The 19,292-nt window shown below is 71.5% G+C and carries 16 protein-coding genes; 8 read left to right on the forward strand and 8 right to left on the reverse strand.

Features of this window, described 5'->3' with window-relative positions:
* Window positions 1-46: 46 nt before the first annotated feature.
* Together ACFQS1_RS35345 and ACFQS1_RS35350 are read left to right on the forward strand one after the other, a co-directional pair.
* On the forward strand, window positions 47-460 hold the full coding sequence (locus tag ACFQS1_RS35345) for a PLD nuclease N-terminal domain-containing protein (RefSeq protein WP_378976424.1): 414 nt from the start codon (window positions 47-49) through the stop codon (window positions 458-460).
* Between the two features lie 19 nt (window positions 461-479).
* Complete coding sequence (locus tag ACFQS1_RS35350) at window positions 480-1,493, forward strand: SAM-dependent methyltransferase (RefSeq protein ID WP_378976426.1); 1,014 nt, start codon at window positions 480-482, stop codon at window positions 1,491-1,493.
* Here ACFQS1_RS35350 and ACFQS1_RS35355 read toward each other — a convergent pair.
* The gene (locus ACFQS1_RS35355; protein WP_378976428.1) at window positions 1,466-2,311 is read right to left on the reverse strand and encodes a hypothetical protein; all 846 of its coding nucleotides are present in this window, start codon (window positions 2,309-2,311) and stop codon (window positions 1,466-1,468) included. The two genes, ACFQS1_RS35350 and ACFQS1_RS35355, sit on opposite strands and share 28 nt — an antisense overlap.
* 295 nt (window positions 2,312-2,606) lie before the next feature.
* On the opposite strand from ACFQS1_RS35355, the gene ACFQS1_RS35360 reads away from it, so the two are divergent.
* Window positions 2,607-4,799 carry a carbohydrate-binding protein gene (locus ACFQS1_RS35360; protein ID WP_378976430.1) on the forward strand — a complete coding sequence of 731 codons (2,193 nt, stop codon included), beginning with the start codon at window positions 2,607-2,609 and terminating at the stop codon, window positions 4,797-4,799.
* A gap of 38 nt (window positions 4,800-4,837) precedes the next feature.
* Here the strand turns inward: ACFQS1_RS35360 and tuf are convergent, their stop codons facing one another.
* The 6 genes from tuf to ACFQS1_RS35390 all read right to left on the reverse strand — a co-directional run bounded on the left by tuf (window position 4,838) and on the right by ACFQS1_RS35390 (window position 14,254).
* Window positions 4,838-6,028, reverse strand: coding sequence for an elongation factor Tu (gene tuf, locus ACFQS1_RS35365; RefSeq protein WP_378976431.1), 1,191 nt, complete (start codon window positions 6,026-6,028; stop codon window positions 4,838-4,840).
* Between the two features lie 285 nt (window positions 6,029-6,313).
* Window positions 6,314-8,182, reverse strand: coding sequence for a hypothetical protein (locus ACFQS1_RS35370; RefSeq protein WP_378976433.1), 1,869 nt, complete (start codon window positions 8,180-8,182; stop codon window positions 6,314-6,316).
* A 133-nt stretch (window positions 8,183-8,315) separates the two neighbouring features.
* On the reverse strand, window positions 8,316-10,304 hold the full coding sequence (locus ACFQS1_RS35375; protein ID WP_378976435.1) for a serine/threonine-protein kinase: 1,989 nt from the start codon (window positions 10,302-10,304) through the stop codon (window positions 8,316-8,318).
* A gap of 174 nt (window positions 10,305-10,478) precedes the next feature.
* A complete protein-coding gene (locus ACFQS1_RS35380; protein WP_378976437.1) occupies window positions 10,479-12,494 on the reverse strand; it encodes a hybrid sensor histidine kinase/response regulator in 2,016 nt (671 codons plus the stop codon).
* A gap of 113 nt (window positions 12,495-12,607) precedes the next feature.
* On the reverse strand, window positions 12,608-13,348 hold the full coding sequence (locus tag ACFQS1_RS35385) for a metallophosphoesterase (protein WP_378976439.1): 741 nt from the start codon (window positions 13,346-13,348) through the stop codon (window positions 12,608-12,610).
* A 66-nt stretch (window positions 13,349-13,414) separates the two neighbouring features.
* Complete coding sequence (locus tag ACFQS1_RS35390) at window positions 13,415-14,254, reverse strand: SIR2 family NAD-dependent protein deacylase (protein WP_378976441.1); 840 nt, start codon at window positions 14,252-14,254, stop codon at window positions 13,415-13,417.
* Window positions 14,255-14,511: 257 nt separating this feature from the next.
* Between ACFQS1_RS35390 and ACFQS1_RS35395 the strand changes: the two genes are divergently transcribed.
* From ACFQS1_RS35395 to ACFQS1_RS35405, 3 genes are all read left to right on the forward strand, one after another.
* A complete protein-coding gene (locus ACFQS1_RS35395; RefSeq protein ID WP_378976443.1) occupies window positions 14,512-15,615 on the forward strand; it encodes a lytic polysaccharide monooxygenase auxiliary activity family 9 protein in 1,104 nt (367 codons plus the stop codon).
* A 253-nt stretch (window positions 15,616-15,868) separates the two neighbouring features.
* Window positions 15,869-16,672 carry an SDR family NAD(P)-dependent oxidoreductase gene (locus ACFQS1_RS35400; protein WP_378976445.1) on the forward strand — a complete coding sequence of 268 codons (804 nt, stop codon included), beginning with the start codon at window positions 15,869-15,871 and terminating at the stop codon, window positions 16,670-16,672.
* A gap of 5 nt (window positions 16,673-16,677) precedes the next feature.
* A complete protein-coding gene (locus ACFQS1_RS35405; RefSeq protein WP_378976447.1) occupies window positions 16,678-17,079 on the forward strand; it encodes a hypothetical protein in 402 nt (133 codons plus the stop codon).
* A gap of 21 nt (window positions 17,080-17,100) precedes the next feature.
* On the opposite strand, the gene ACFQS1_RS35410 is transcribed toward ACFQS1_RS35405, so the two are convergent.
* A complete protein-coding gene (locus ACFQS1_RS35410; RefSeq protein WP_378976449.1) occupies window positions 17,101-18,039 on the reverse strand; it encodes a ribose-phosphate diphosphokinase in 939 nt (312 codons plus the stop codon).
* 72 nt (window positions 18,040-18,111) lie between these two features.
* Between ACFQS1_RS35410 and ACFQS1_RS35415 the strand changes: the two genes are divergently transcribed.
* Window positions 18,112-18,396 (forward strand): ArsR/SmtB family transcription factor, encoded by a 285-nt coding sequence (locus ACFQS1_RS35415; protein ID WP_378976451.1) that lies wholly within the window; start codon window positions 18,112-18,114, stop codon window positions 18,394-18,396.
* Between the two features lie 16 nt (window positions 18,397-18,412).
* Window positions 18,413-19,255 (forward strand): ABC transporter ATP-binding protein, encoded by an 843-nt coding sequence (locus ACFQS1_RS35420; protein WP_378976453.1) that lies wholly within the window; start codon window positions 18,413-18,415, stop codon window positions 19,253-19,255.
* Window positions 19,256-19,292: the final 37 nt, after the last annotated feature.

Here is a 19,292-nt window from a genome sequence, read left to right on the forward strand (position 1 = left end):
TTTCCGGGACCACCGATTCCTCCCGGGTTTGGCAGTATCTACGCCCATGGTTCGCCTCTACTCGCTGTTCGTCCTCCTCGACCTGGCGCTGCTGGTCGTCGCCCTGATCGACTGCCTGTCGGCCGAGGAGTTCGCGATCCGGGCCCTGCCCCGGGTGGCGTGGGTGTTCATCATCCTGCTGTTCTCGCCGGTCGGCGCGATCGCCTGGTTCGTGGCCGGCCGCCCGGCCCCGCCGGTCCGCCTGAGCAACGGCACGATGTGGCGGCCCGGCAACGGCTTCCCCGAGGCGGAGCGTCCCCGTCAGCGCGACGCCCAGCTCGCGCCCGACGACGATCCCGAGTTCCTGAAAAACCTGGCCACCTCACTGCGCGAGGACGAGTCGATGATGAAGAAGTGGGAGGCCGACCTCCGCCGCCGCGAGGAGGACCTGCGCCGCCGCGAGACCGGCGACAAGGAGTAGCCCCGGCAGAATGGGCCGGGTGACCGGCCCCCGCTTCGCGCTCTTCCCCTCCATGGGCGAGTACCGCGTGTACGACGACCACGTCTACGACGCCTTCGACGCGTGCGACGACCGTCATCGCGCCTACCGCGACGCCATCCGGGCCGCCGCTCCCGGCAAGGTGGTCCTCGACATCGGCACCGGCCGCGACGCCCTGTGGGCCATCGAGGCGGCCCACGCCGGCGCCCGCCACGTCTACGCCATCGAGGCCGACCCGCACTTCGCCACCCGCGCCGCTTCGGCGGTCGAATCGGCCGGTCTCGCCGACCGGGTCACGGTCCTGCCCGGCCTCTCCACCGAGCAGGCGCTGCCCACCCGGGCCGAGGTCTGCGTGTCCGAGATAGTCGGCAACATCGCCACCGCCGAGGGCGCGATCCCCGTCCTGAACGACGCCCGGTCCCGCCTCTGCACCCCCACCTGCCTCTGGATCCCGTTCCGCATCCAGACCTTCGCCGCCGCGGTCGACCTGTCCGCGGCCGCCCCGCTGCGCCTGGCCGCCGAGTCGCTCCCCTACCTGCACGCCATCTTCGACACCACCGGCGCGCCCTTCGACCTCCGTCTGTGCCTGGCCGGCCCGGCCGCCGACACGCTGATCTCCTCCTGCGCGCCGCTGGAGTCCGTCATCTTCGAGCCCGAGAGCCGCCCGGAGGCGGACGGCCGGAGCGAGGTGACGCTCCGGATCGCCCGGACCGCCACCATGACCGGCGTCCTGCTGTGGGCCCGGGTGGCCCTCTCATCCCGGGGCGGCCGCGAGGTAGACGCAATGTCCGGCGACACGCGCGCCTGGGCCCCGGTGTACGTGCCGCTCCCCGCTCCAGCCCCGGTCACCGCCGGCGACCACCTGACGCTGACCCTGACCCGAACCACCAGCGACGACGCCATCCACCCCGACTACGACCTGGCCGTGGACGGCCGCCCGGTCTGGCGCAGCCCGCACCACGGCGGCCCGTTCCGAGCGACACCCTTCTACCGAGCGGTCTTCCCGGCGACCTGAAAGGTCTCGCCGCGCCGGCCGTCATCCCGTATGGCCTGGTCGCCTTTGCCGAAGTCCGGACATGCTGGTGAAATGCGCCGGCGCGAACCTCGGAAACGGCGATATCGGCCGTCCGTGGGCAGCCTCCAGCGCAGCGGCGGGCTCCGGGCGAAGCGGGTCGTCCAGCTCGCCGGCCAACGGCGTGAATCGAGCACAATTGTATTGTTGAGCGTCTGCTCACCGGGGCGCACGGCGTCGTCTTCGCCAAACGCCCCTTTCCCGCAACCAGTTGCGGCATGTATTCGCCGGGCACGCCGGGCCGACGCCACCGCGACAACCGCCTCGTCGAGTGCCGACTCGGATTTTGTGGCTCGGCCACCGGCCCCGACACCGTGCTCCGGCCGGCCTTCCGCCGCGCCCAGCCCCGCGACCCGTTCCGCCACGGCGGCCTCCGGCTCGACCTGCTCCGGCACGGCCCGCTCCGGCACGACCTGCTCCGGGTCAACCTGCTCCGGGTCGACCTGCTCCGGCACCGTCTGCTCCGGCATGCTGGGCGTCGACTCTGACGGGACTGCCGGCCGGCTGGGTGCCTGCTCGGACGTTCCGGACACGGACGCCTGCGCGCCGCGATCGTGCCACCCGGCGGTCAATTCCTCGTCGCTCGGAATGTGGCCGTAAATCGAGCGCAGCTTCCGTGCGTGGCGTTGTGTCATACCCCATTCGCGATGCCGCTGGTGCTCCCGGCGGAATTCCTCGGCCTCGGCGGAATAGTTGCGGCGCCTTGTCGTGTCGCGCATCGTCGCCAATTGCGCCGTGGTGAACAACTGCAGCTGCCGCATAAACCATTTTCCCGCAAACCCACCTGGCCCAGCCAACTACTCGATCATCCGACTCGGCAATAAGTTTCACGGAATCCGAAGGCGTCGCGGCGTTCAGCTAACTGGTGAACGAACGGACAAAAGACCGCAGGCTTCCGCCCCGCACTCCGGCCTCCGCTCGGAGATCGGCCTGGCGTATTGGGTGCGGTGGGCGAAGCAGGCGTGGGGCCTTACGTCCCTGTGTGGACTGTTGCGCCTTAGTTAAAGAGGTTAATAAACTCCGCGGGATAGTGAGCGATCTATCCCGGGAGGGCTCGTGAGGCGATCTACCACTGTGGCGCTGGCTGCCACGCTGATGCTGGCAGGAGCGCAACCGGCGCTGGCACATGGCCACGGCGGCCTTGGGGCGACGGTCAGCGGCACCTACTCGACCGGGGCCGGGCGCGCCTGGGCAAAGCTGCCGACCACGCGGGTGGGCCAGGACCGTGGGCAGGCCACCGACGCGACCGTGGTGATCGACCCGAGCGCGGTGAAGCAAGGCTACAGCGGCGTCGGCTTCTCGCTGGACGAGACGTCGGTGTCCAACCTCTGGAAGCTGACGCCGAGCGAGCGGGAGAAGGCGATCCGCCTACTGGTGGACCCCAAGACGGGCGCGGGGCTCGACCGGTTCCGGCTGACGATCGGCAGCCCGGACCTGATCGAGCACCTGCCGTTCTGGTCGTACGACGAGCTGCCGGCGGGGGTGAGCAGCGACTTCGGGCTCAAATACTTCTCCATCCAGCGCGACGTCGACCTGCACATCGTGGACACCGCGCGGCTGATCCTGAAGTACAACCCGAAGGCGACCTTCTTCGCGTCGGCGTGGAGCGCGCCGGCCTGGATGAAGACGAACGGCAAGTTTCTCGGCGAGGTGGCGCTCAAGCCGGGCAGCACGACCGAGCACTACCAGGTCGGCAAGCTGCGCGACGACTGCATCGACGTGTTCGCGCGGTATTACGTGAAGTACCTGCGGGCGTACGCGTCCAAGGGTGTCAAGGTCGACGCGTTGACCCTGCTGAACGAGCCCGGCATGGACGTGGTGTATCCGGCGATGGACATCAGCGTCGAGCAGCAGCAGAAGCTGGCGGTGGCGATCAAGCGGGAGACTCGTCGCGCGGGCCTGAGGACCGAGCTCTACGTGCACGACTTCAACTTCTGGGACTGGCGCGACCCGAACAGCACCGCCACCAAGAACTACTACCGGATCATGAACGACCCGGCGGCGCGCACGGCGGCCGACGCGATCGCGTTCCACCCGTACTGGGGCGATCCGACGGTGATGCGCGACGCCTACGAGGAGTTCGGCAAGCCGGTGCACATGACCGAGACGAGCGACCTCAACCCGGCGACCGTGCTCGGCTATTTCCGGCTCGACGCCGGCTCCTACGTGCTCTGGGCGCAGGCCACCGACCAGGACGGCGGCACCCTGCACTGGACCGACAAGCGCGACAACAACGTGGACTGGGACGAGATCGCCGCGACGACCAAGTGGCCCGATCGGCTTGTCAAGGTCAACACCGACACCCGGACCTTTTCCGTACGCGATGAGCTGTATCCGCTGGGACAGTTCGCCCGCTACCTGTCGCCCGGGGATCGTCGCCTGGAGTCCAGCGCGACCGAGCACGGTGTCAGCAACGTCGTCTACCGGTCCGGAAACGACTACAAGGCGATCATCGGGAACGCGAACCCGGTCGCGTCGAGCGTCCGCGTGATCCTGGGCGGAGAAAGTTTCGTGGTGTCCGTGCCGGCGGGTGCTTACGCCACGTACACCTGGAAAGCCCGCGGCCAGAAGCCGCACCGCAACCACGCGCCGGTCTTCGCGCCGGTCGCGCCGGTGCCGGCGGACCAGTACGTGACCACGTCGTTCCGGCTCGGCGCGGCCGACCGGGACCGGGACCGGCTCGCCTTCTATGCCACCGACCTGCCGGACGGGGTGACCCTCGACGCCCGCACCGGCGTGGTCACCGTGCACCCGACCACGGCCGGCACGCGGAGTCTCACCTTCTACGTCACCGACGGTAAGGCTCGCGCGGCCACCACCGTGACGCTGACGGTGGCCCCGCACGGCGCGCCGATCGGCGAGAAGGTCGAGGCGGAGGCGTACGTGGCGCAGCACGGCTGGACCGAGGGCGTCAACTTCATCGAGTCCAACGCGGCGGCCAGCGGCGGCAAGAACGTCGGCTGGACCGCGCCCGGCAACTGGCTGCAGTATCGCCTGGACGTGGCCACGGCCGGCGCCTACGACCTGGAACTGCGGGTCGCGAACGGGACCGGTGCCATGGCCTCCGACGCGGTGTCCCTGCGGGACAATTCGGATACAAAGCTGGCCACGGCTTCCGTGCCGGACACCGGCGGCTGGGGCAGTTACCAGTCGGTGCATGTGCCGGTGACTCTGGCCGCCGGCGACCAGGTGGTCACGGTCTATTGCGAGACCGGCGGCTTCAACCTGGATTACTTGCGCCTCTCGTAAACGGTGCGGCCCGGCTTGCCGCCGGGCCGCACCTTTTCTCAGTCCAACAGCTCGGTCACCGTGCCGGCCGCGACCGTACGGTTGCCCTCCCGCACCGCGAAGCCCAGTCCGGCCTCGAGCGCGATCGGCTTGCCCAGCGTCACGACGACCGCGTCGAGCGTGTCGCCGGGCATGACCAGGTCGCGGTCCCCCAAGTCCATCCCGCCGGACACGTCCGTGGTGTGGAAGTAGAACTGGGGGCGGTAGTCGGCCGCGAACGGGGTGTGCCGCCCGCCCTCGGCCGCCGTCAGCGCGTACATCGTCGCCTTGAACTTGGTGTGCGGCGTGACGCTGCCGGGCACCGCGACCACCTGGCCGCGCTGCACCTGCTCGCGCTTCACCCCGCGCAGGAGGATCGCGGCGTTGTCGCCGGCCTCGGCCTGCTCCAGCGACTTGCCGAACATCTCCAGCCCGGTCGCGACGGTGCTGACCGTCGGGCCGAGGCCGACCACCTCGACCGGCTCGCCGACCCGCAGCGTGCCCCGCTCGACCTTGCCGGTGACGACCGTGCCCCGGCCGCTGATCGAGAGGGTGTTCTCGATCGGCATCAGGAACGGCTCGCCCAGCTCCCGTGGCGGCACCGGCACGTAACTGTCGACCGCGTCGAGCAGCTCCACGATCGAGCGAACCCACCGCGGGTCGCCCTCGAGAGCCTTCAGGGCGCTGACGCGTACGACCGGGACCTCGTCACCGGGGAAGCCGTACTCGCTCAGCAGCTCGCGGACCTCGAGCTCGACCAGGTCGAGCAGCTCCGGGTCGTCGACGGCGTCGCTCTTGTTCAGCGCCACCACCAGGTACGGTACGCCGACCCGCCGGGCGAGCAGCACGTGCTCGCGGGTCTGCGGCATCGACCCGTCCTGCGCCGACACCACGAGGATCGCGCCGTCCACCTGCGCCGCACCCGTGATCATGTTCTTCACGTAGTCGGCGTGGCCGGGCATGTCGACGTGGGCGTAGTGGCGGTTCGGGGTCTCGTACTCGACGTGCGCGATGGTGATGGTGATGCCGCGCGCCGCCTCCTCCGGGGCCTTGTCGATCCCCTCGAACGCGACGTACCGGTTGGTGGCCGGGTCGCGGTCGGCGAGAACCTTGGTGATCGCGGCGGTCAGGGTCGTCTTGCCGTGGTCGACGTGCCCCATCGTGCCGATGTTGACGTGCGGCTTGGTACGGATGAACTGGCTCTTCGCCATGGTTTTCTCAGTCCTCACTGGATGTAAGGCAATTCGGTGGTACACACCCCGTCGCCAGGCGGGGCGCGTCAGAACCCGCTTCGCGCATGCGGCGGCCACCCTTCCCCGGGGTTCTGCTGCCGGTGGGGAAGGGTCAGAGTCGGGTATCGGCGCCGGGAAAAACGCACACGGGAGCCACCGCGAGGGGCAGCTGCGGACCGTGGGCGAACATGCGGATCACGGTAGCCACCAACGTTTCCGGCCGCGAGTTAATTTCCTTTCACGCCGGCGCCGCCGCCCCCGTCGTCAGCCGAGCTGGTAGAGGATGGCGCCGTCGATCTCCTCGCGCGTGATGCCGAGACCGTCGACCGGGCGGTCGGGCACGCCCTCCCACTGGCTGCCGCCCAGCCACTCCGGCAGCACGACGACCGACCGGATGCCCTCGGCCCGCAGCGCGGCGACGCTGGCCCGATCGGGGAAGGTGGTGCTCTCCGCGCGGATCCGCTGCTGGGCCTCCGGCTCGAACGTGATCAAGCCGTTGGGCACGCGCGGGAATCCGTTCGTGGTCCACAGCATGACGGACATCTCGAGGCTGCCGTTGCTGGGTAGCACCAGCGTCGGCTCGTGCGCCACGCCCATCGCGGCCGGATAGCGCAGCACCTCGGGATGCTCGGTGCGGTTGATGCCTTCGACGGTGACCGCGACCAGCGGGATCAGCAGGAGCAGACGCAGCACGACGAACTTGCCGCGGGCCAGCAGCGCCCGCTGCCCACGGCCGGGCCAGGGCGCGACGGCCCGCGCGCCCGCGGCGAACGCGCTGACCGCGCCCGCGGCCAGGATCGCCAGCAACAGGCTGCTCCACAACGTCATGCGACCGGGCGTGCGCAACGCTATCCAGCCCGGCAGGTGCTTGGAGAGGGTCAGGTAACCCGGGTCGCCGTGCCCCGGCAGGGTCGCACCGAGCGTGAGCACCACCGTCACGGCGAGGCCGAGCAGCAGAAGGGCGCGGTGGCGTGCCCGGAAGACCGAGAAGGACATGCCGGCCGCGGCCAGGATGATCAGGGCCAGGCCGGGCAGCAGCGCCATCTCCGGCGGCCAGGACAGCTGCTCGCGTGCCGCGGCGTACCGGTCACCCCACAGCCACGAGCCGTCGGGCGCGGTGAGCAGGCCGCGCCAGGGCGGTGAGTACATCTCGGTCCAGGCCAGGCTCCGGTCGGCCTGGGGGTGGAGCTTCACCACCAGGAGGTAGGCGTATCCCATGTACGCCGTGACGGCGCCGAAGGTCAGCCCGCCGATCACGTCGGCGGCGAGCAGGCGCCGGCCGAAGCTGGGCCGGCCGCGCCGCCACCAGGACCAGGCGTAGCCCGCCACGGCGGCGAGGCAGATGGCGAGCAGCACGTACGCGAACGCGAGCCCGATGGCGAGCCCCAGCGTGACCTGCCAGGCGCCGACCAGCCAGCCGGCCAGCGCCCAGCCGGGATGGTGCCGTTCCGGGCGGTGACCGTCGCGCAACGACCAGCCGTGGCCGCGGGCGATCATCGCGAGGCTCAGGGCGATGCCGCCGCAGGACAGGACGTTCAGGTGGCCGGCGTGGGCCAGCCGCCACGGCGCGTAGGCCCAGGCGACCCCGGCCACCGCGGCGCCGAGCGGGCGCGCGCCCAGTTGGCGGGTGAGGGCGTACGCGCCGACGAAGGCGAGCGCGTGCAGCAGGACGTACAGGATGTTGTAGCGCAGGATGGCCGCTTCCATCCCGGACCCGATCAGGCCGAACGGCATGTAGCCGAGGACGGTGTCGGTGAAGGCCAGCGAATGCGGGTCGGGGTAGAACGTGTTCGAGTCCCACAGGTGCATCGGGTTGTGCAGCAGCGCGTTCCCGCCCCACGCGATCTGCCAGGCGAACAACGACGGGTCGCCGATGTCGCCGGGCACGGTGTGCCGGGGGTCGCGCAGCGTCGGCCAGGTCAGCACGACGGCGAGCGCCAGGCCACCGAGGATCACCAGGATCCATTCGCGCCGGGACCAGAGCCGGTGCCAGGACCAGAGCCGCCGCCAGGACCGGAGCCGTTTCGGCGCGTTCGGCGCCGCGACGGTCTCCCCGCCGCTCTCGCCCGCGCTCGGCGCCCGGGGGGCGGGCACGACGGCGACGGTCTGGGTCTGATGCTCGATTTCGGCCACCCGGGCCCCCGGATCTTTCTCGTACGGTCACCGCCGCACCAATGCGACGCACAGCGCCACACATTGTCACATCTCAATGCCCATTAGTCACCGGGTCGTAGTGATCTTCGCCATCCGGTCCGGGCGAGCGCTCTCACCAGGCGAAGGTCGAGCCCTTCGCCGTGCTCGCCACCGTCCGGCCGTCCCGGACGTACCGGTAGGACATCACCACGGCGTATTTCCTGCCCTTTGCCGGATTCGCCGCGGCCGGTCCGCATCCCTGCGTCGCCGCCTTGCCGCCGAACGTCAGGTTCCCGCACGTCTTCGGCCCGGCCACGGTGCGTCCGCTGCTCGCGTCCTGGAGGGCGACGGTGATGCTGCCGGTCCCGCCGCCGGGCGCGGTCAGCGCGGCCTGGTACTGGATGTCGCGGCCGAGCATCTGGCACGGCTCGGGTGCGAGCGGCAGCCGCGTCGCCATGTCGAACGCGATCGACTGCGCGCATTGCCACGGCCCATAGGCCTTCGCTTCGGGTTGCGGTGAGCGAGGCCTGGTCACGCTGGGTGCGGTGGCATTTGATCGTACGGGTGACGGAGTAACCAACCGCACGGCGTCGGCGGGCGCCTGATCGTCCGGCTCGGGCCGCGCCGCGGCGCTGGTGCCGGCGCCCGGCTTCGGTTTGCCGGCGGCGACCGGCCCGCGGTACGGCCGGGCCGAGGCGGTCGGCGCCGCGAGGATCGGCGACTTCTCCGGCGCGGCCCGCTCCCCGCCCGCGTCCGGCCGGTAATTCCACGCCGTCGCCGTCACCGCCGCCGCGATCATCGCGAGCGCGATGATCGCCGTGATCGCCCGGGGCCGGGACCTTCTCCGGTCCGCTTGCTTGGCCGCGCCGCGGTCCGCTTCCCCGCCCGCTCTCCGGTCCGCATCCCCCGCCGCGCTCCGGTCCGCTTCCCCGGCCGCGCTCCGGTCCGCGTTTCGTGGCAGCGGCAGCAGGCTCACCGCGTCCGGGTCGTCCCCGCCCAGCCGCGGCCGGGTCTTCTCCTCGTCCGCGCTGGCTGCTCCGGCCGCGCTGGCTGCTCCGGCCGGGCGGGCCGCCCCGGCCGGGCGCGGGTTGTCCACCCACCGCGCGCTCGGCCGGGCGGCGCCGCCCTGCCGCGGCACGTCGCTGCGCCACGCCACGTCGAGACCCGCATCGGCGACGTCGGCCTTGTCCGGGTCGATCTCGCGGGCGCCCGAGGCCGCCGGCCGGGGCAGCGCCGGCACGTCCCGGAACCGGGCCGCCGCGTCCGACAGCTCGATGACCAGCTCCGCCGCCGCCGGCCGCAGCCTCGGCTTGATCGACATGCACGACGTGATCACGTCCCAGATGCCGTCCGGGATCCCCGGCCGGCGCGCCGGATTGCCCTCCATGTGCCGGCGCATCAGGTCCGGGATCGAGTCGCTGTCGTACGGCGGGCGCCCGCTGACCAGCTCGTAGAGCAGCACGCCCAGCGCGTACACGTCGGTCGCCGCACTCGCGGTGACCCCGTGGAAGGCCTCGGGCGCCATGTAGTGGGGTGTCCCCACGACCGCGTTGGGCGTGGTCATGCTGGGCGTGTTGAGGATCCGCGCGACCCCGAAATCGGTGAGCCGGGTGTCCAGCCTGCCGCCCTCCACGCGCAGCAGGATGTTGTCCGGCTTGAGGTCCCGATGGATCACCCCGAGCTCGTGCGCCTCGGCCAGCGCCGCCGCCACCTGGGCCGCGAGCCGGGCCGCCTCCCCCGGCGGCACCGTGTGGTACTCGCGCAGGTGGTCGCGCAGGCTGCCGCCGTCGACCAGGTCCATCACCAGGCCGAGCGTCTCCCCCACGCTGAAGAGATCACGCACCCGCACCACGTTCCGGTGTCGCAGCATCAGCAGGATGGTCCGCTCCTGCACGAACCGGGTGACCAGCTTCGGCTGCCGCAGCAGGCTCTCGTGCAGCAGCTTGACCGCGACCGGCACGCCGGAGGCCCGGTCCACGCCCCGCCACACCGTTCCGGTGGCGCCCTGCCCGATCGGATGCTGGAGGACGTACGAGTTCCCCACGCACCGCCCGGTGAGATCCATGGTCGACGCGCCGTCGGAATCCGCGCGTGCGACGCTGCTCGTGCGATCCTTGGTCACTCAAGCTTCCTTCCGGGCAGTCAGCGATGCCCCGGAATCCTGCTGTTTGTCCGGATCGACTGCAAGCCCGTGCGCCCAAGTTCGCACCTTTGGTAGGAGTAGCCGGATTCGCGTCACCCCCGGCCACGGCGCTCGTTCGAGGGGTGAGGCGATACCTCCCCGGGTCCGCTCCGCTCACGCTCCCGGCGCCGGCTGCGGGCCGCACAGGGTGCGGATGGCGCCCAGCAGCGTCGAGCGGGTGAACGGCTTCTCGATCAGCATGCTGTTCTCGTCGAGGTGCAACTGCGGGCCGAGCGACGCCGCCGTGTAGCCGGACATGTAGAGCACCGGCAGGTCCGGATGGTGGGTACGCAGCGCCGACGCCAGCTCGGGACCGGTCATCGTGGGCATCACGACGTCGGTGATCAGCAGGTCGGGATGCGCGCCGGCGGCGACCTGGGTGACCGCCGTCAGCGCGTCGGTGGCCACCGTGATGGCGTACCCGGCCGGCTCGATCAGCCGCTGCACCAGCTGGGCCACCTCGGGCTGGTCCTCGACGATCAGCACGTTGCCGATCACCTGGGCGGCGCCCTGCCGGGCCTCGGCGGGCCGGCGCTCCTCGGCGGCCGGCAGGTAGAGGTGGACCGTCGTGCCGAGCCGCGGCTGCGACTCCAGCTCGATGTGCCCGCCGATCCCCTGCACGATGCCCGCCGTGGTGGCCAGGCCGAGGCCGGCGGCGGTCGGCCGGGTGGTGAAGAACGGCTCCAGCGCCCGCTGCCGGACCTCCTCGGTCATGCCCGTGCCGGTGTCGGTGATGACCAGGTGGACCAGCCGGCCCTGCGGCGCCGCCTCGGGCGGCTGGCCGGTCTCGTGCACCTCGTTGACCGCAGCGACGCGCAGCATGCCGCCGTGCAGCATCGCGTCCCGGGCGTTCGCCGCCAGGTTGACCAGCGCCTGCTCCAGCGGCCCGCGCTCGGCCTTGACCGGCCACACGTCCGGCCCGAACGCCAGGTCGAGCCCGATGTGCTCGCCGAGCGTGCGGCTGAACAGCGACTGCACGTCGGTGAGCAGGTCGGGGATCGGGATGATCTCGGGCCGGTTGCCCTCGCTGCGGCCGAACGCGAGCAGTTGGTGGGTGAGCGTGCGCCCGGTGTTCACCGCCTCGAGGATGTCCTGGGCCAGCCGGTGCGGGGGCGAGCCGTCCGCGGTCTGCGAGAGGATCATGTCGGCCGAGCCGCCGACCACGGTGAGCAGGTTGTTGAAGTCGTGCGAGATGCCGCCGATCAGCTGGCCCAGGCTGTCGAGCCGGCGCAGGTGGTCGAGCTGCCGCTTGAGGCCGCGGGCGTCGATGTGGTCGGTGGTGTCGGTGACCATGCAGACCACGCCGGTGAACTGGCCCTGCTCGTCCATCAGCGGCATCATGCTCATCCGCACGCTGCGCTTCGAGCCGTCCGCCCGCATCAAGCGGGTCGCGCCGACCGTCGACCGGCCCGCCTGGCATTCGGCGATCCGGCGGGTCAGCTCCTTCTGTCCCTGGTCGTCGAGGAAGCCGCGCAGCGACACCCCGACGAGCTGGTGCCGGGGCATGCCGAGCACCACGCCGATCGGCTCGTTCGCGTACGTGGCGACGCCGTCCGGGTCGAGCTGCAGCACCCCCTCGGGGATCGTCTCGAGCACCCGCCGGTAGCGCTCCTCGCTCGCCCGCAGCCGCTCCAGCGCCCGCGCGCTCGAACACGCCAGCGCCAGCTCGCCGGCGATGTCGCGGGCCAGCTCCACCTCGGCGGTCGAGTAGAAGGCGCCCGGCGTCTCCCGGGTCAGCACGAGATACCCGGCGTACGTGTTGTCGACGATCACCGGGCACAGCACGGCCGCGTGGATCTCGTGCTCGTCCCCGGCGAGCGGCTCGACCCCGTCGCCGGCGAGCACGAGGGGCCGGCGGCCGGCGGCCAGCGCGGTGGAGAACTCGTCGTCGGGCAGCTGGCCGCCGTGATCGAGCAACCGGCCGAGCGACGCCGACCGCTCGTCGTCGACGTGCTGATAGGTGATCGAGTCGTAGCGGCCGTCGTCGCGCAGAAGCTGCACGCCGGCCCCGTCGCCGATCATGTCGGCGGCGGCGCGCGCCGCCGTGGAGCGGACCTCGGCGGCGTTCTCGGCGGCCCGGCTGAGCGCCAGGGCGAGGTCGGCGAGCGCGTACCGGAGGGGGTAAGCCATGACACCCATGCCGACATGATCCGTGCCGGGTGGGGTGCGTGCGGCCGGTTCGGCGGCATTGCAACTAACGAGCTTGCCCGCGACGGCGGAGACCGATGAACGAGCCGCCAGGTTCAGCGGACGACCCGGTAGTGCGTCGTCAGCCGGAGGTCATCGCCGATCAGGTGGAAGGCGATCATCGGCGGCTGCCGGAGATCGACGATCTCCTCCGTCTCGAACGGCAGCATCGACGTCGAGACGACGCCCGGCGCGGCCACCAGCGGCCGCCCGGCGAAGGTGGAGACGGCCGCCGTGTGCGCGTGCCCGCACAACAGCGCCACCACCTGCGGGTTCCGGTCCACCACCGAGGCCAGCCGCTCGGCGCGGAACTGCCGGATGCCGTCCACGAACGGCACCCCGAGCGTCACCGGCGGATGGTGGAAGCAGATCAGCGCGGGCAGCTCGCGCCGCCCGGCCAGCGCCGACTCCAGCCAGGCGATCGTGTCGTCCGCGAGCACGCCGTCGTCGCGCCCCGGGATGCTGGAGTCCACCATCAGGATCAAGATCCCGGAGATCTCGTACGCCCGATTGGCCGGCTTGTCGTTCGCGTCCTCGCCGAGCAACGCCTTGCGGTACGGCCCCCGCTGGTCGTGGTTGCCCGGGCACCACAGCACCGGATACGGCAGACTGACCAGCCCGCGCACCCGCTCGTACTCCGCCTCGGCGCCATGGTCGGCGATGTCCCCGGTGACGATGACCGCGTCCGGCGGCGAGGGCAGCCCGGCGAGATACCGGAAGACCCGCCCGGCGCGCTCGGCGCTCCGCCGCCCGGCGTCGACGTGGATGTCGCTGACATGCGCGATCAGAACGGCCATTCCCCGAAGCTACGCGCGCCCGGCGCGGTCGCTCGACGGCCACCGGCCGCCCGGTGGCATCGGGAACTACGGCGGGCCCCAGGCGCGGGCGACCAGGTCGGGGAGGATGCGGGCGGCGGGGCCGCGCAGGTTGACGTCGGCGACCGCGTCGAGGGCGGTCGGCTCGGGGTTGATCTGCACCACCGCGGCGCCGGAGCGGGCCGCCACGTAGGGAATCTCGGCGGCCGGATAGACCAGGCCGGAGGTGCCGACGGTGAAGAGCAGGTCGCACCCGAACGCGGCCTCGGTGGCGGCGGAGAGCGCCTCGGTCGACAGCTCCTCGCCGAACCAGACCACCCCGGGCCGCACATGCGCGCCGCAGTGCGCACACTCCGGCGGCTTCCGCCGGCCGTCCCGCTCCCCGTCGAGCGCGGCCGGCCCACCGGTCACCGGGGCCGGCTCGGGAGTGCGCGGCGCCGGCGCCGCGCCCGGCCCGGGAGCGCTCGGCGCGGTACCGATCGGCGGGGGCGCGGGCTGGGCGCAGGCGGAGCAGCGCGGGGCGAACAGGCTGCCGTGCAGGTGGATGGGCGCCCGCGAGCCGGCACGCTCGTGCAGGTCGTCCACGTTCTGGGTGATGACCACCGTGCCGGGCACGTGGGCCTCGATCGCGGCCACGGCGTCGTGCGCGGCGTTGGGCCGGACGCGCTCGACCTCGGCGCGGCGCCACTCGTACCAGCCCCAGACGAGTGCCGGATCTCGGGCGAACGCCTCGGGCGTCGCGAGGGTCTTGGCGTCGAAACGGGACCAGAGACCGGTCAGCGCGTCCCGGAAAGTGGGAATTCCGGACTCGGCGGACATCCCGGCGCCGGTGAAGACGGCGACCCGTTTGGCGTCGCGGAGCAGATCCGCGGCGTCACGCTCCGACATCTTGGCGGACCTCCTGGCAGCACCCGGCGAGCTGACGCGGCCCCGGTGCCGCGACGCCTCCGGGGCATTCTCGCGCAACTTGCACGTCCGGCGCGTCCCCGTATCCCCTCAGCATTGACAGATGTCAATTCAGCAGGGATGGTTGGCGTCACCACCGGGTCACGCGCCGGGTGAAGGCCGAGGGCAGCCTTCGCCGATTCCCCCATGACCAGGCCCCGTCCACCGGGGCCGCTCATTCGACGGAGCACTGAGCCCTCATGAAGATCAGAAAACTACTCGTCAGCGCCGTCACCGGCGCTCTCGTCGCCGCGATCGCGGTCGTGGCCCTGCCGTCCGCGCCGGCCCAGGCGCACGGCAACGTCATCAGCCCGGCGTCCCGCAACTACGGCTGCTTCGAGCGCTGGGGCAGCCGGTTCCAGGACCCGGTCATGGCCACCGAGGACCCGATGTGCTGGCAGGCGTGGCAGGCCGATCCCAGCGCCATGTGGAACTGGAACGGCCTCTTCCGCGAGGGCGTGGCCGGCAACCACCAGGGCGCGATCCCGGACGGCCAGCTGTGCAGCGGCGGCCGCACGCAGAGCGGCCGCTACAACGCGCTGGACACGGTCGGCAACTGGAAGGCCACGTCGATCAGCAACAACTTCACCATGCAGGTGTTCGACCAGGCGTCGCACGGCGCCGACTACTTCTGGATTTACGTCACCAACCCGGGCTTCAACCCGGCGACGACCGCGCTCAAGTGGTCGGATCTGACCCGGGTCGCGGTCGTCGGCAACACCCCGGCGTCGCAGTGGACCCCGGTCGACAGCGGCGTCCAGCTCAACATCCCGGTGTCGCTGAGCGGCCGGACCGGCCGGGCCATCATCTACACGATCTGGCAGGCCAGCCACCTCGACCAGTCGTACTACTGGTGCAGCGACGTGGACTTCGGCGGCGGCACCAACCCGACGACGCCGCCCACCACGCCGCCGACGACCCCGCCCACCACGCCCCCCACGACGCGGCCCACCACGCCGCCGACCACCACGCCGACGACCCCACCCACCACGACTCCCCCGGTCACCGGCGCCTGCTCGGCCACGTACGCGCTGACCAGCCAGTGGTCCGGCGGATACCAGGCGGACGTGACGGTCAAGGCGGGATCGTCGGCCATCAAGAGCTGGACCGTACGCCTGACGTACCCGAACGCGCCGAGCGTCCAGCAGACCTGGAACGCGACTTCCTCGATCAGCGGCAACGTCCTGACCGCCACGAATGTCAGCTACAACGGCAGCCTGAGCGCGGGCGGAAGCGCCACCTTCGGCTTCCTCGCGTCGGGCACGCCCAGCACCCCGACGGTCACCTGTTCGGCAACCACGTGACGACCTCTGTTCAACTCCCCGGCGTACCGCTACAGTCGTCTGGGAGCGCTCCCAACATCGATCCCCGCTAATGAAGGGAGGCCCGCTGCCTAACGCGTGACACCGGTTCCCAGATACACCAATCCGTCCGTTTGGACCGGAGCGGGGGTCGGGACGCCCTCCCCGTCCCCCGCTCACCGGGCAGTCCCGCACGGTCACGGTCGACCGGGCCACATCCGGATTAAGGCCACGCCGTCGGGGCATCCCGATCCGTATGACAACTGCGACCAATGAATTCGCCGTGGTGACCGGGGCGTCCAGCGGGATCGGCTTCGAGCTGGCCCGGCAGTTCGCCGCGCACGGCTACGACCTGCTGATCGCCGCCGAGGACGCCGCCGTCGAGCAGGCCGCGGCCGACCTGCGCCGCGACGGCGACAACCAGGTCATTCCCGTACGCGCCGACCTGGCCACCTACGAGGGGGTCGAGCAGGTGTACGCGGCGATCCTCGAGACCGGCCGGGACATCGACGCGATCGCCCTCAACGCCGGCCGCGGCATCGGCGGCGACTTCACCCGCGACACCGAGCTGGCCGACGAGCTCAACGTGATCGACGTGAACGTCACCTCGACCGTCCACCTGGCCAAGCGCGTGCTTCCCGGCATGGTGAAGCAGGGCCACGGCCAGGTGCTGTTCACCTCGTCGATCGCCGCCACCATGCCCGGCACCTACCAGGCGGTCTACAACGCCTCGAAGTCGTTCGTGCAGTCCTTCGCCGAGGCGATCCGCGCCGAGCTGAAGGACACCGGCGTGACCGTGACGGCGCTGATGCCCGGCCCCACCGAGACGAACTTCTTCCACCGCGCCGAGATGGCGGACACCAAGGTCGGCGCGAGCGAGAAGGACGACCCCGCCGACGTCGCCAAGCAGGGCTTCGAGGCCATGCTCAAGGAGAAGCAGAAGGTCGTGGCCGGCTCCCTGAAGACCAAGGCCCAGGGCGTCGCGGCGAAGGTGATGCCGGACCGCATGAAGGCCGAGATGCACCGCAAGATGGCCGAGCCCGGCTCCGCGGAGAAGTAGCCGTCATGAGCATCCTGCTTCGGGCCGCGGCCCTCGGCGCGGCGGCCGGCGGGCGCAGCGTCACCCCGCTGGCCGCCCTGGCCGATCGCGGCACGCTGCGCGTCGCCGCCCGGCTCGCCGCGCTCGGCGAACTGGTCGTCGACAAGCTGCCGGGCACCCCGAGCCGCCTGGCCCCGGCGCCGCTGGCCGGCCGGGTCGTCATCGGCGCGCTGTCCGCCGCCATCTACGCGCACCGCCAGGGCCGCTCGGTGCTCCTGCCGGCGGCTGTCGCGGGCGCGGCCGCCTACGCCGCGAGCTACGCCGGCGCGGGCTGGCGCGCCCTCGCCGGCCGGCACGGCCTCGATCTCCCGGCCGCGCTGGCCGAGGACGCCGCCACCGTGGCCCTGGCCCGCTCGGCGGTGAGTTGACGGGTTTCCGGGCGAACAACGTCAGGCGAACAATGCGCTGACCGATTCGCCGTTGTGGATTCGCCGCATCGCCTCGGCCAGGGCCGGCGCGACCGAGAGGATCGTCAGCTTGCCGGTGCGGTTCGCGTCGGGGATCGGGACCGTGTTGGTGCAGACGATCTCCTCGATCTCCTTCTCGTCGGAGAGCCGCCGGACGGCGTCGCCGGCGAAGAGGCCGTGCGTGCACGCCACGCGCACGCTGCGGACGTTGCGCTCCCGCAGCCGGGCCAGCAACTCGAAGACGGTGCTGCCCTTCGCGATCTCGTCGTCGAGCACGATCACGTCGCGGTCGGTGACGTCGCCGATGACCGAGCTGATCACCACCTTGTCGTCGGCGAAGCGCTGCTTCGCGCCGGCCGCTACGTCGATGTCGAGCATCCGGGCGAACGCCGCCGCCTCCTTGGCGTTGCCCAGGTCGGGCGAGACGACCACGGTGTTGCTGAGGTCGTAGCCGCGGAAGTGTGTCGCCAGCTCGCGCAGGGCGTGCAGATGGTCGACCGGAATGCTGAAGAAGCCGTGCACCTGCGGCGCGTGCAGCGTCATCGCGAGCACGCGGTCGGCGCCCGCCGTGGTCAGCAGATCGGCGACCAGGCGGCCCCCGATCGAGATGCGCGGCGCGTCCTTCTTGTCGCTGCGCGCGTACGCGTAATGCGGAAGCACCACGGTGATCCGCCCGGCGCTCGCACCCCGCGCGGCGTCGAGCATGAAAAGCAGTTCCACCAGATTTTCCTGTACGGGCGGAACGAGCGGCTGGATGAGGAAGACGTCCCGCTCCCGGCAGTTGCCCTGCAGCTGCACCTCGATGCAGTCGTTGGCGAAGCGGGAGGTCCGGGTGGGCATCAGCGGCACGCCCAGATGCAGGCAGATCTCGGCGGCGAGCTCGGGATGGGCGGATCCGGAGAAAACGGCGATGTCGCGCACGGGCATCACCCTAGAAGCCCGGCGCCGGACACTTGCGGGCGACCTTCGGTTCCCCTACAGTAACCGTTACTCATGAGCGACCAATGGGAAGTCGCGCTGGACGCGCTGGGCGATCCGACCCGCCGCCGGATCGTCGAGCGGCTGCGCGCCGACGGGCCCTCGCCGGTCGGCAGGCTGGCGTCCGCGCTGCCGGTGGGGCGTCCGGCGGTCAGCAAACACCTCAAGGTGCTCGAGGGCGCCGGCCTCGTCGTGCACGAGAGCGCGGGCACCCGCAACCTCTACGCCCTCGCGCCGCGGGGTTTCATCGGATTGCAGCGATGGCTCGCCGGGATGTGGGACGACGCGTTGCCCGAGTAGCCGCTAGCGTGGGCGCATGAACGGACTTGCCGTGGCCTGCCGCCGGGTCGTGCACATCTATCGAGCCGAGGCCGGCGACGTCGTCGCGCTCGCCGGCGTCGACCTGTCCATCGCGCCGGGCGAGACGCTCGCGCTGGTCGGCCCCTCGGGCTCCGGCAAATCCACGCTGATCGCGCTGCTGGCCGGCCTGATGCGGCCGTCGGCCGGCCGCATCAACATCGGCACGTACGACATGGGCAAGCTCTCCGACGGCGAGATCTCCCGGCTGCGAGGCACCGAGATCGGTGTGGTCCTGCAGGGCGCTTCGCGAAACCTTCTGCCGTACGCGTCCCTGCACCGCAACATCTGGCTCGCCCAGCGCCGGGCCGCGCACACCCGCGGCATCAAGCTCGACGACCCCGACCGCATCCTCGACCTCGTCGGCCTGCCCGGCCAGGGCCGCCAGCGCCTCGCCGACCTGACCCCTGGCGGCCGGCAGCGCGCCGCGCTGGCCGTGGGCATCGCCACCGGCCCCGGCCTGCTGCTGGTCGACGAGCCCACCAGCCGCCTCGACACCGCCGGCCGCGACGAGGTCCTGGCGGCCATGGAGACGGTGAACGCCGAACGCCAGACCACGATCGTGGTGGTCACCCACGACAACGAGGTGGGCGCGCGCCTGGGCCGCGCGGTGACCATCCGCGACGGCCGGGTGGGCGCCGAGGGCCGCGACGGCCAGGACTTCGCCGTGGTCGCCGGCGACGGCACGGTGCAGCTGCCGCCCGAGGTGCTGGGCAGCTACCCGCCCGGCACCCTGTTCACGGTCCAGCACATCGATGGCGAGGTCACCCTGGTCCCCGGCGGCACCGACCACGCCGCCTGACAGAGCCACCGGCCGCGCGGCGCCACGCTAGACACCT

Source organism: Paractinoplanes rhizophilus (genome assembly GCF_042664765.1).
Lineage (GTDB): Bacteria > Actinomycetota > Actinomycetes > Mycobacteriales > Micromonosporaceae > Actinoplanes > Actinoplanes rhizophilus.